At 41.8% G+C, this 13,164-nt stretch carries 10 protein-coding genes; 1 reads left to right on the top strand and 9 read right to left on the bottom strand.

Annotated elements, in window-relative coordinates; genetic code table 11:
- Nucleotides 1-25: 25 nt before the first annotated feature.
- The 5 genes from dnaE to FTU03_RS02820 form a co-directional block, all read right to left on the bottom strand.
- Nucleotides 26-3,598: a DNA polymerase III subunit alpha gene (gene dnaE, locus FTU03_RS02840; protein WP_179992299.1), complete on the bottom strand. Its 3,573-nt coding sequence runs from the start codon at nucleotides 3,596-3,598 to the stop codon at nucleotides 26-28.
- Between the two features lie 565 nt (nucleotides 3,599-4,163).
- The gene (locus tag FTU03_RS02835; RefSeq protein WP_004786199.1) at nucleotides 4,164-4,859 is read right to left on the bottom strand and encodes a methionine ABC transporter permease; all 696 of its coding nucleotides are present in this window, start codon (nucleotides 4,857-4,859) and stop codon (nucleotides 4,164-4,166) included.
- Nucleotides 4,856-5,881: a methionine ABC transporter ATP-binding protein gene (locus tag FTU03_RS02830; RefSeq protein WP_179992300.1), complete on the bottom strand. Its 1,026-nt coding sequence runs from the start codon at nucleotides 5,879-5,881 to the stop codon at nucleotides 4,856-4,858. The genes FTU03_RS02835 and FTU03_RS02830 overlap by 4 nt, the downstream gene beginning before the upstream one ends.
- 72 nt (nucleotides 5,882-5,953) lie before the next feature.
- On the bottom strand, nucleotides 5,954-6,829 hold the full coding sequence (locus tag FTU03_RS02825) for a MetQ/NlpA family ABC transporter substrate-binding protein (RefSeq protein WP_179992301.1): 876 nt from the start codon (nucleotides 6,827-6,829) through the stop codon (nucleotides 5,954-5,956).
- Between the two features lie 538 nt (nucleotides 6,830-7,367).
- Nucleotides 7,368-7,907, bottom strand: a complete 540-nt coding sequence (locus FTU03_RS02820; protein ID WP_179992350.1) for a GNAT family N-acetyltransferase — start codon at nucleotides 7,905-7,907, stop codon at nucleotides 7,368-7,370.
- 72 nt (nucleotides 7,908-7,979) lie between these two features.
- On the opposite strand from FTU03_RS02820, the gene FTU03_RS02815 reads away from it, so the two are divergent.
- Nucleotides 7,980-8,255 (top strand): hypothetical protein, encoded by a 276-nt coding sequence (locus tag FTU03_RS02815; protein WP_159122780.1) that lies wholly within the window; start codon nucleotides 7,980-7,982, stop codon nucleotides 8,253-8,255.
- 271 nt (nucleotides 8,256-8,526) lie between these two features.
- Here the strand turns inward: FTU03_RS02815 and purD are convergent, their stop codons facing one another.
- The 4 genes from purD to FTU03_RS02795 all read right to left on the bottom strand — a co-directional run bounded on the left by purD (nucleotide 8,527) and on the right by FTU03_RS02795 (nucleotide 13,158).
- On the bottom strand, nucleotides 8,527-9,810 hold the full coding sequence (purD, locus tag FTU03_RS02810; protein WP_179992302.1) for a phosphoribosylamine--glycine ligase: 1,284 nt from the start codon (nucleotides 9,808-9,810) through the stop codon (nucleotides 8,527-8,529).
- Nucleotides 9,811-9,957: 147 nt separating this feature from the next.
- On the bottom strand, nucleotides 9,958-11,532 hold the full coding sequence (gene purH / locus FTU03_RS02805) for a bifunctional phosphoribosylaminoimidazolecarboxamide formyltransferase/IMP cyclohydrolase (RefSeq protein WP_004786185.1): 1,575 nt from the start codon (nucleotides 11,530-11,532) through the stop codon (nucleotides 9,958-9,960).
- 94 nt (nucleotides 11,533-11,626) lie between these two features.
- A complete protein-coding gene (fis, locus tag FTU03_RS02800; RefSeq protein WP_001086304.1) occupies nucleotides 11,627-11,896 on the bottom strand; it encodes a DNA-binding transcriptional regulator Fis in 270 nt (89 codons plus the stop codon).
- A 401-nt stretch (nucleotides 11,897-12,297) separates the two neighbouring features.
- Entirely contained in the window at nucleotides 12,298-13,158 is an 861-nt protein-coding gene (locus FTU03_RS02795; RefSeq protein ID WP_104426212.1) for a DUF3426 domain-containing protein, read from the bottom strand.
- Nucleotides 13,159-13,164 lie beyond the last annotated feature (6 nt).

Below are 13,164 nucleotides of genomic sequence, written 5' to 3'. Positions count from 1 at the left end.
GTTTGGATATATTAAAATGGGAGATTTATGAATACTGCGGCTGAGATTCAGCTTCATATTGTGCCAGCGCATCGTCCATACTCATGTCAGCAGGTGGAGGTGGAACCTCAACTGGCTTAGCTTCTTCATAAGATACGGCACGTGCAGCTTTAGACTTCACCTGATACTCGATATAGAGCGCAGTCTTGCCAAAATAATCACGTAGCTTGGCGAGAAGATCATCCAGCGGCGCAACTTTCCAGCTTAAACCCAGATGCAGTTCGGCCGTGGCATAGCCATAATCCAGATATAGAATCACTGGAATATGCGTGCTCATGTCCACATTGGTATATGGCACTAGAATCTGCTGCAAGTCACGGCTGAGGGTTTTGCTGTAATGTTCAGCTTGCAAGGTAATCTTGATGCTGTTAGCACGTTTCTGACGGATTTCATTCAGGCTAAAGGCCTTAGTTAAACGACCGAGTGGACGGTCAAAACCTTCACGTTCGTAGATTTCACCTTCAATCACTACCACTTTATCGACCTGAACGATGTCTTTAAAGCGCTGGAAGCGTTCATGGTTGGTGGAAATTTCGATACGTGCCGTACCATCATCTAATGTCACCATCATCCGGTTCGGGAAGTTAGCGACATCGACTACCAGACCGGCAAACACAGTCGTTACACCACGACGGGTTGGGGTTAATTCATTGATCTGACAAGGTACAAAAGCTTTTAGTTCATTACGATATACATCAATTGGGTGACCAGTCAGGTATAGACCTAAGGTATCTTTTTCACCTTTCAGACGAACTTCATCTGACCAAGGTTTCACCGGTTTGGCAGGTTTACGTTGGACTTCTTCAACTTCCCCGAACAGATCCATGATCCCGGTTTCACGGTTCTGACGCGCCTGATCCGCAGCTTGTACCGCTTCAGGCAATTGTGCCATTAGGTCAGCACGTTCAATGCCTAGACAATCTAGTGCACCCGCACGGATCAAGGCTTCGAGCGTACGTTTATTGATTTTTTTCAGGTCGATACGGTGACAGAAGTCAAACAGGTCTTTATAAGGACCTTCTTTCTGACGTGATTCAATCACGGACTGCATTGCCGCTTCACCCACGCCTTTAATCGCACCTAAACCATAAACAATGGTTTTTGGATCACTGGCATGGAACTGGTAAATCGACATATTCACCGATGGTGGTAATACTTCCAGTCCGTTATGACGGCAATCATCAATCAGGAACACCACGTTATCAGTGTTCTGCATTTCCGAGGTCATCACCGCTGACATGAATTCAGCAGGATAATGCGCTTTCAACCAAGCTGTTTGATAGGCGACAAGTGCATAGGCTGCAGCATGCGATTTGTTAAAGCCATAGCCTGCGAATTTTTCCATATAGTCGAAGATATGGTTCGCCGTTGCTTCATCGATATCTTTTTTCGCAGCACCTTCAATGAAGATCTTACGCTGCTTGACCATTTCTTCAGGTTTTTTCTTACCCATCGCACGACGAAGTAAGTCCGCACCACCCAAGCTATAGCCGGCACAGAACTGTGCCGACTGCATTACCTGTTCTTGGTATACCATGATCCCGTAAGTCGGCTCTAATACCTTTTCCAGTAATGGATGCAGGTATTCAAACTCGCCACCATGCATACGATGGATAAAGTCAGGAATCAGGTCCATTGGACCCGGACGGTATAGCGATACGAAGGCGATAATTTCTTCGAACTTGCTTGGACGTGCTTCCTTGAGCATTTTCTTCATGCCGACGGATTCAAACTGGAATACCGCGGTGGTATTCGCCGTCGCGAAGATGTTATAGGCTGGCTTGTCATCCAGCGGAATATAGGAAATATTCACCGGTTCGGTCACGTCTGGGCGGGCATTGATATGCTTGATCGCATCTTCAATCACGGTCAGGTTACGTAGACCCAAGAAGTCGAATTTGACCAAGCCAGCAGCTTCGACATCATCCTTATCGAATTGAGCAACACGTGCAGTACCATCCGCATCACACATCACGGCTGAATAGTCGGTCAGTTTGGTCGGTGCAATCACTACACCACCGGCATGTTTACCGGTATTACGGGTAATGCCTTCAAGCTTGAGTGCCATTTCCCAGATTTCTGAGGCATCGTCATAATCGGGATTTGATGGATTGGTGACGATATCTTTCAGTTGAGGTTCAGCTTCCAATGATTCTTCAAGGCTTAAACCCAGAGGCTTGGTTGGAATCAGTTTGGAAATACGATCAGCCAGACCATAAGATTTACCCAAGACACGGGCTACATCTCGAATCGCACCTTTCGCTGCCATGGTACCGAAAGTCGCAATTTGCGATACCGCATCACGACCATAAGTCCGTGCCACATAGTCAATTACGCGGTCACGACCAGCGATACAGAAATCGACGTCAAAGTCGGGCATCGAAACACGTTCCGGGTTCAAGAAACGTTCGAACAGCAGGTCATAGCGCAGAGGATCAAGATCGGTAATTTTCAAACTATAGGCTACGAGGGAACCCGCACCTGAACCACGGCCCGGACCTACCGGTACGCCATTTCCTTTGGACCATTGAATGAAGTCCATGACGATCAAGAAGTACCCTGGGAAGCCCATATCCAGAATAATCTTGATCTCAAAGGCCAGACGTTCATCATAAGGCTGACGGATTATAGGCCAGTCTTCTTCACGTTTTTCTGGTGGATACAGGAAGTTCAGGCGTTCTTCTAAACCTTCTTCACATAAATGTGCGAAGTAGGTGTCAATAGTATGGCCTTCAGGAATTGGATAATCTGGTAGATCGTTGAAACCTAAACGTAGGGTGACATTACAACGTTTTGCGATATGGAAGGTGTTTTCAATCGCGGTTGGAATATCGCTAAACAGTTCCGCCATTTCTGTTGAGCTTTTAAAATATTGCTCAGGGCTATAGGTTTTAGGACGGCGATTATCACCAAGCACATAACCATCTGCGATACAGACACGCGCTTCATGTGCTTCAAAGTCTTCGCGTGCAATAAAATGCACATCATTATGTGCAACTACACCAATATTATATTTCTTTGCGAGCTTTACCGCTTCTTCAATGAAAGTATCTTCATTAGCACGGCCAGTGCGGGTGAGGGCGAGATAAACACGATTTCCAAATTTCTCTACCCATTCTTGCAGTAGCGGTTCAGCTTTATCGGGATTTGAAGTAATCAGCATTTTGCCGACATCGGACTGCATACCGAGCAATACGATCATGTCATCGTGCTGATTCAAGATCCAATCTTTTTGTACGCAAGGAATATCCAGTTGCTGGCCGCTGATATAACCTTCAGACACCAGTTCGGTCAGGTTGCGCCAGCCTTTGTTGGTCATGGAAAGCAGGGTAACCCGATGCTCAGCATCATTCAGACGAATTTCAGAGCCAAGAATCGGTTTGATGCCTTTATCCAAACATTTTTTATAGAATTTAACAGCAGCATGTAGATTGGATAAATCAGTCAGCGCGAGTGCTGGCATCTCGTCATTCGCAGCAGCTTTGACCAAGTCAGGTATACGTACGATGGATTCAGTAATCGAAAATTCTGTATGAATACCAAGATGAACAAAGTGCATAAATGAGTCCCTGCAAAAACCACTCGATAGTTTAGCACGGGATTTATTGTTTCAGTTTGAAATTGAGGGGAAATGCTGAACTTTTAGATTGTGAATTAGAATTGACTTAAAGTCATGTTTATCATTTTATCGGAATAGAACTACGTATCCAAATTGAATTTGTATTAGGCGACATGGATGTCGCCGTTGGCTTGTGATACAGGGACGTATCATCAAGCTAACAGAAGATTTTTGTTACCTTGCATAGCAGTGCTATTCATCTTTCAAAAGTAAAAGAAGAATTTCAAGTGTCAGTAAGTTTATTCATAAAGTTATTTGAAAATTAGAATTTCATTATTTTTACTTTAATTTAAATTTTGAGTAGTTATGCCTTACTTTTGACGGGCCAAAAGTAACAAAACCCCTCGTTGATCTGATGGCACTTCCATGTGCCACAGATCAACGGCAGCATCCATGCTGCTAAGTCATGTATCAAATGTTCGCTTCGATGTTTAAGATGCAGATATTTTTATGGGTAGAAAATAAAACCCTCAAAAAGAGGGCTTTATTTACTTAGGAATTTAGCTTAACGAAGTCGCGATAACCAGTCACCGACACTTTGTACAATCTGTACCAGGATCAATAAAACAATCACAGTCATGATCACCACAGAGGTATCAAAACGCTGATAACCATAAGAAATTGCCAGATCACCAATGCCGCCGGCACCAACTGCTCCAGCCATCGCCGTTGCACCAATTAGACTGATGGTTGCAGTCGTCAGGTTAAGAATGAGTGAGCTACGCGCTTCCGGCAGAATAAACTTAAAGATGATCTGCATTGGTGTTGCACCCATGGCTTGTGCAGATTCGATAATCCCCTCATTCACTTCTAGCAGAGAAGTCTCGACTAGACGACCAATATAAGGACCGACATAAATAGTCAGAGGCACAATCGCTGCCCAAGTACCAATTGATGTTCCGACCAAAAACTTGGTTAGTGGAATCACTGCAATCAGCAGAATAATAAAGGGTAGGGAACGCAGTGCATTCACAATCGGGTTTAGAGCATGATAAATCACACGGTTTGGCAGAATCCCGTTTGGGCGAGTGACAAGTAAAATGATCGCCTGAATAAAGCCCCAGATACAGCCAAACAGCATTGCGAAGAACACCATGTGAAAGGTTTCTTGCAGTGCAGTAACAAACTGATCCATCGATAGTGAACTTTTCCAGAATGGCGCAGTAATGGTGGTCAACCACTGTACAATTAAGTCTCTCATTCTTGTACTCCTGCTTGATCTACTTGTACGCCGTTATCTCTCAGATATTGCATTGCCGCTGTGATTTGCGCTGGATCGCCTAAAAGTTGGATAAACATCTGGCCAATCACTGAACCATTAATTTCTGTCATATTGGCAAACAGGATATTTAAACTGACATCAAACTGTTTGATCACACCTTGAATCACGGTTTCCTGCGCTGAGCTGCCCAGGAATTTTAAACAATAAATACTGTGATGATTCTGGTTTTCCAGATTCGCCAGAATATTCACTGGCAAGTTTTGCTGGAGTACAGTTTGAATGAAATTCTTGGTTGTTGGATGCTGAGGTTGACTAAAGATCTGCAGGGTAGAACCGGTTTCAATCACATCACCTTTTTCCATGACAGCCACATAATCACATACGGTCTCAATGACATCCATTTCATGGGTGACCATAACAATGGTAATGCCTTGTTCCTGATTAATGCGTTTCAGCAATTGCAGTACAGATTTGGTGGTTTGCGGATCTAAAGCAGAAGTTGCTTCATCACACAGCAGAATTTTGGGATGATTCGCGAGGGCACGCGCAATACCGACACGCTGCTTTTGACCGCCTGATAACTCGTCCGGAAAAGCATGACGCTTATGTTTTAGGTCAATAAAATCCAGCAGTTCTCCGAGACGTTTTTCCCGTTCAGCCTTACTCCAGCCAAGCAACTTCATTGGCATTTCAATATTGGCAGCCACTGTTTTAGTCTGCATCAAGTTAAAATGCTGAAAAATCATGCCGATCTGGGTACGTTCCTGACGCAATGATTTGGCATCCAAAGCAGTAAAGTTCGTGCCATTGATAATCACCTGACCAGACGTTGGGCGTTCAAGCAGATTAATCAGGCGGATCAGGGTACTTTTACCAGCACCACTATAGCCAATAATGCCAAAGATACTGCCGGTTGGAATCTGTAAATTGATCCGATTCAAGGCACGTAAGGTTTGACCCTTGAGCTCATACTGTTTGGAGATGTCTTTAAATTCAATCATAGTGTCAAATACTGCATCACGAATAAAAAAACAGGCAAGAAATCTTGCCTGTTCTGAATATTGATTATTGTATTACTTTTCTTCGGTTAAATAAGTCACTGGTTTATTGACAGCAACTTTAGTACCACCGAAGTGTTCATCAACATAGGCTTTCACAGCAGGAGTATGATACAACTGGCCAACTTTTTGAAGTACAGGATCATTTTGACGGTCAGCAGCGACAGCTAAAATGTTAACATTCATTTTAGTACTTTGATCAATCGCTTCGTAATAGATCGCATCTTTCAATACGTTCAGACCACCTTCCATTGCCAAAGTATTACCTAGAACAATCGCATCAACTTCATCTTTCACACGAACTGCAGTCGCCATTTGAATTGGCTTAATCACAATCTTTTTCGCATTTTCAGTAATGTCAGCAGGCGTACCTTTTACTAGGTCAAAGTTTGGTTTAAGTTTTACCAGACCTGCAGATTGTAATAATAACAATGCACGTGATTCATTTGCGCCGTCGTTCGGAATCGCAATTGTAGCGCCTGTTTTAAACTCTTCTACTTTTTTTACTTTGCTTGAGTAGATCCCCATTGGCTCAAGATAAGTCGTAGAAAGCGGAGCGATCTTTTGAGTATTGGCGTCGTTATAAGCCACCATATAGGCATAAGACTGGAATGCGTTGACATCAATTTCTTTGTTGGCAACAGCAGTATTCATCGCCACATAGTCAGTGAAGTTTTTCACATCAAGTTTGATGCCGGCTTGTTTAGTTTCAGGCAAAGTTGAAATGTAGCGCCATACGTCAGCATCTGAACCAGTCGATGCCATAGTAACAGTTTGCAGTTCACCTGAGTCTTTGTTTTGTGCTGCATCCGTTGCAGGCGCTTCTTGTTTTCCGCATGCAGTTAAAGTCAGTACAGATGCACTGAGTAAAACGCCAAGTAGCTTTTTCATAAAGATGTCCTAATTTTCGTGTTGCCTAAAGTATATGCATTTTAAGGTCATGTTAAAGTGGAGTTTTATTACACTTTCAGCTGACCTTAGATCGAGTCGCATGTGGCTCCGGCAGGGAAAATGCAAATGTACTGCAACAGTTCACGTTAATTCGATCGGGTCAGAGTTCACCAAACCACTATAGAGATTCCCTATTTGGAGAGAGTAAATAGAGGTTTTATAAAAGATATAGTCAAATTTGGTGCTCTGAATGGGCGCAATCATAGCAATTATTATTTATTCAATATAGTGGATAAAAACTATTTACTTATCTTTTTAATAGAATATAAATTGAATGAAAATGATCAAAATATCAATGAATACAATATATTATTTTTATTGAAGATAAGGCGGAATTTCATATCGTTTAAAGATTGATCTTTATAAGATTTTATCCAATAGAAATCATAAAAATGAATAAACATGATAAATACATCAGCTCATTAAGCTACTGAAAGATCTTTTTTAATAAATGTTTAGGGAGGATTTGAGCCGTGTCTTATTTGGCTGAGTAATTAATTTGATTGATTTCATACAATACATGCCAACATAAAGGGTGATCTTCCGGCAGCTTTGGATGCTGAAATTCTTGAGTCTTTATCATGCCTATCTTTTTCATCACAGCCTCAGATGGGGTATTTGATTTGGCAGTAAACGACACAACTTTATCTAGGTTTAAAGTATTAAAGGCATAATCTAGGACTGCACGTGCACCTTCAGTCGCATAACCTCGATGCCAATACTTTTTCGCCAGACGCCAGCCAATTTCAACACAGGGCGAAAACTCAAACAGATCAGGTTGTGGTTGCAGACCAATGAAGCCAATAAATTCTTTAGTCTCTTTTAGCTCAACTGCCCATAAACCCCAACCATGCTGATCAATCTGTCGAGTCACTTTTTCAATAAACTGTAGGCTTTGTTTAGATGTCAGTGGAGCGGGAAAATAACGCATGACCTCATTATCTGCACACATTTGGATAAATGGGGCAGTGTCAGCGTCTTGCCATTGGCGGAGGATGAGGCGAGGGGTTTTTATAATTGCAATCATGTTTATCTTGAAATTTGTAAATTTGAAGTAATAATTGTATGAGATCAAATTAAGAGTAGAAAAATGGATCTATTAGAAAAAACATTAGAAAATATAAAGGATTTAGCACAAGAAAAAAATTTATATGCTTATATTTTTGGCAAGAAAAGTAAAATATTTTTAGAAAATTCTAGTCATCGTTATTGTATCGATGATGGAAGACTTCTGAAATTATCACGTATGAATGATAAAAAGTGTGTGCTGTTGGAGATTGAATTAAATAATGGCTTAAAATTATATAAGCATAGAACTGAAGTTTTAACTAGAAAATATAAAGGACGTTCTGTTAGTCTGGAATAGATTAAGGGATTTATAAATGCAAACAAAGATACATCAATTTTATTAGATACAAAAAATCCTAACCAATTAGAAGAAAAAGATTTAAGAGATATTTACAAACAAACATTTAATACTGTAGATACAATTTTTTGTAAACAATGTGGTGGTGATGGGGCTGAATGGTAGATGTCCAAGATGCTCTGGCAATGGATTAGAGCCTATTGTTTAAAATGAGAGCATTTAAAAACCCCGCACTCAGCGGGGTTTTTACTTAATTTTTTACGAGAAAGAATTAAGCATTTTCACGTGCAATCGCGCGGTAACCAATATCTTTACGATATTGAACGCCGTCAAAAGTCACTTTCTCACAAAGTTCTAATGCTTTCGCTTGTGCTTCACCAATGGTATTATCCAATGCAGTCACACAAAGTACACGACCACCCGCAGTCACGATGTCACCATTTTCATTGGCTTTCGTACCCGCATGGAATACTTTCACATCAGTCATTTCTGTATCTAAACCTGAAATCACATCACCATTGCTAGACGTTTCAGGATAGCCTTTAGATGCCAGTACGATCCCGACAGTTTTACGCTCATCCCATTCAGCTTCTGCAGGTAAATTACCTTCAAGACCTGCTTGGACTAAATCAACCAAAGATGATTTTAAACGCATCATGATTGGTTGAGTTTCTGGATCGCCAAAACGACAGTTGAACTCAATCACTTTTGGTTGGCCTTTGTCGTCAATCATCAAGCCTGCGTATAAGAAACCTGTGTATACGTGACCATCTTTTTTCATGCCTTCAACAGTCGGACGCATCACTTCATTCATGGCTTTTTCGAATACGTCAGCAGTCACAACAGGAGCAGGAGAGTATGCTCCCATACCGCCAGTGTTCGGACCTTGGTCGCCTTCAAAAATACGTTTATGATCTTGAGAAGTCGCCATTGGCAGGATGTTGTCACCATCGATCATGCAAATGAAAGATGCTTCTTCACCAGCAAGGAATTCTTCAATCACCACACGAGAGCCGGCATCACCAAACTTGTTGCCAGCCAGCATGTCATCAATGGCATCGAATGCTTCCTGATTGGTCATGGCAACAATTACACCTTTACCCGCAGCAAGACCATCAGCCTTGATCACGATTGGTGCGCCATTTTTCTCTACAAAGGCTTTCGCTGCATCTACTTCGGTAAATACATCGTAGAAAGCTGTTGGAATGTTATGGCGTTTTAAGAAGTGCTTCGCGAATGCTTTAGAGCCTTCCAGCTGAGCAGCAAATTGAGTTGGACCCCAAACTTTCACGCCTGCTTCGCGGCAAGCATCAACTACACCATTTACTAATGGTGCTTCAGGACCCACAATAATCATTTCAACTGCATTGTTTTTTGCAAAATCAATGATGGCAGGGTTATTGAGAATGTCCAAAGCGACATTTTCACATTTATTTTCAGTTGCGGTGCCTGCATTGCCCGGTGCAACAAATACTTTTGCCACTTGATCGTCTTGTGCGATTTTCCATGCAAGCGCATGTTCACGGCCGCCACTACCTAAAACTAAAATGTTCATCTTTAGAAAATTCCCTCGAAAATGAAATTCCACAAACCCAATGAGGTTTAAAAATCTTTTAACATCTTATAGCAAGATATTAAATAATCTACTGATGTAACAAACCCTCCTTACGAAAAGGAGGGTTTGGAATTTAATACTTAAAAATTAGTGGCGGAAATGACGCATGCCAGTGAATACCATTGCAATACCAGCTTCGTCAGCTGCTGCAATTGTTTCTTCGTCACGCATTGAACCACCTGGCTGGATGATGCATTTGATGCCGGCTTTAGCCGCATTGTCGATGCCATCACGGAATGGGAAGAATGCATCAGATGCCATAACTGCACCTTCAACCACGAGTCCTGCATGTTCAGCTTTGATCGCGGCAATACGAGCAGAGTTTACACGGCTCATTTGACCTGCGCCAACACCAATGGTCTGACGGTTTTTCGCATAAACAATTGCGTTCGATTTTACGTATTTCGCAACTTTCCAAGCAAAGATCATATCGTCAATTTCTTGTTCAGTTGGTGCGCGTTTAGTCACAACTTTCAGGTCATCTTTAGTGATCATGCCCAAGTCTTGATCTTGAACCAGTAAACCACCATTTACACGTTTGTAGTCAAGTTGTGGAGCACGTTCGTTAATTGCTGGAAGTTCACCACATACGAGTACACGTACGTTTTTCTTCGCGCCAGTCACTTCAAGTACGCCGTCAGCGATGCTTGGTGCAATGATCACTTCAACGAATTGACGATCCACAATTGCTTGTGCAGTTGCAACGTCTAATTCACGGTTGAATGCAATGATGCCACCGAATGCAGATTCAGGGTCAGTTGCATAAGCAAGATCATAAGCAGCTTTGATGCCGTCTAGAGAAACTGCAACACCACATGGGTTCGCATGTTTTACGATCACACAAGCAGGTTTCGCAAATGATTTCACACATTCAAGTGCAGCATCAGTATCCGCGATGTTGTTATAAGAAAGTTCTTTACCTTGTAGCTGCTTAGCAGTCGCAACAGAAGCTTCTTTCGCAGCAGGATCTACATAGAAAGCAGCAGACTGATGCGGGTTTTCACCGTAACGTAAGTCTTGAGCTTTGTTTAATTGAGTATTGAAAGTACGCGCAAATTTGTCTGCCTGACCTTCTTCTTTACCTACGCGAGCGCCTAAGTAAGATGCGATCATACCGTCATATTGAGCAGTATGTTCGAATGCTTTAACCGCAAGGTCAAAACGGGTTGCATAAGATAAAGCACCATCAGCTTTAAGCTCAGCAATTACAGTTGCATAGTCAGCAGCATTTACTACGATACCAACAGACGCGTGGTTTTTCGCAGCAGCACGAACCATTGTTGGACCACCGATGTCGATGTTTTCAATTGCATCAGCTAGTGAACAGTTTGGTTTCGCTACAGTTGCAGCAAATGGATACAGGTTAACAACGACAAGATCGATCGCATCGATGTTGTGTTCAGCCATCACAGCTTCGTCTAGACCACGACGAGCCAGGATGCCACCATGAATTTTCGGATGTAGCGTTTTTACACGGCCGTCCATCATCTCTGGGAAACCAGTGTGCTCCGAAACTTCTACTACAGCAACATTATTGTCTTTCAACAATTTGTATGTACCACCTGTAGATAAAATTTCTACCCCAAGAGCAGCAAGGTCTTGTGCAAATTCCACAATACCGGTTTTATCGGAAACAGAGATTAAAGCGCGTTTAATAGTCATGATCTTCGTCACAGTTAGCAAGGAACAGATTAAATCTAAATAGCTAATTAACAGTCAAAAAAAATGCCTGCGGTAGCCGCAAGCATTTTATCATTTATTCACTCATTAAACCGTGAGCTTTTAACTTTTTACGTAAAGTACCGCGGTTTAGTCCGAGAATCTCGGCAGCGCGTGTCTGATTACCACGCGTATATTCTAGAACGACAGATAATAAAGGCTTCTCCATTTCTGCCAGCACCATGTCGTACACCTGAGAAGGTTGCTCGCCTTGCAGTTGTGCAAAGTAGTGGCGAACTGCGCGATCTACGTGAATACGAAGAGCGACATCAGATTGTGCAGTAAAAATAGGAGATTTGCTATTCATGCGAATTAATCCGAAAAATCAAATATCACTTGGGTAAAGCGATATATAAAAGTGGTCTAGAAATTGAAATGAACTCCATTTTAGATCCTAAAACTGGAGTTCTAAAACTTGGTCATTACATTGAGCTTGTAGCTTGCCACATCTCGACGATTTGGTCGAAAAATAAGCGTAACAATAGTTAAAGTTTTGTTACTGACCAAAATCAAAACAAAAAAATCTGCTCGATACGCAATAAGTTTTATAGCGCATTAGGCAAGACTGTATTTGTTGTGAAAAAGTAGCGAGGAGTTTGCAGCACATAGCTTTCGTGGCGCGTATAATACCATTGTCTCGGGAAAAGTGAGCAAGAAAACTGCATTTTTTTTAACTTTTTTTTCGTTTTTTAATAGTTTTTATCAATATTAAGGTCGAATTATTTCCAAACTGTAATTATCGAAGTCTTTACGGTCGACAGGAAGCACAAATTCAAATTTAAATGGGCTGTTTTGGGGAATACGTTGAATCTTAACCAGGCTTTCGATCAGGTATTCCTGAGGTTTTAAATTATAAGTCGCCAAGACTACACCCTGATCTTTAAGGTGAACTCTTAAGTTTGGCATTTCCAGACTGCGCTTGTGGAAATTGATTAGCTCACCACTAAACTGGGTTTTATCTGTGGCAATCGCTTTGGCTTTGACCTTATTGGTATTGATCAGATTGTAATGTTCTTCCAGATTGGAACAGTTGAACACTTCACAGATATTGTTAAAAGCCACACTCATCACATGACTATTCTTAATATAGTGTGGATTGAACCAGAAGAATTGAAATAAAAGTAAGCCAAATAAGAACAGGTTTAGGCTGGTCCAGCCTAAATAATAAAGCGGGCCTTTATTGTGCTGTTTATCAGCCTGATCATCCCAGTTCATGCTAGGCAGTACTGCAATCGGTTCAGTACTGAAATAATTCAGGTTGTTCAGATAGGTTTTCAGATCAATATTGGAGTTTTCAACTTTTTCATCAAAAATGTTCAGTAAATAGTGCTGATCTGAAGAATTAGCTGAAGAAGTAGATTCGGTGAGGTTTCTATTAATATAAGAAACATGACTTGGCGTATGGGTAAGGGCGACCGAATTCTGTGCTTCGGTCACCAGATGCGATAAAGCATTAAAGGTCGTACTACATTTTGGGCAGCAAACCATGCCTTGGGCAATGGTTAATTGCGCAACCGTAACTTTATAGGTTGTAGAGCAGGTCGGGCAGTGGGTTCGCTTGTCACTCATAAATGT

The organism is Acinetobacter sp. YH12046 (assembly GCF_013419905.1).
Classification (GTDB): Bacteria; Pseudomonadota; Gammaproteobacteria; order Pseudomonadales; family Moraxellaceae; genus Acinetobacter.
Note: the sequence above shows the minus strand (reverse complement) of the source record. Positions and strands in the feature narration are given on the sequence as shown.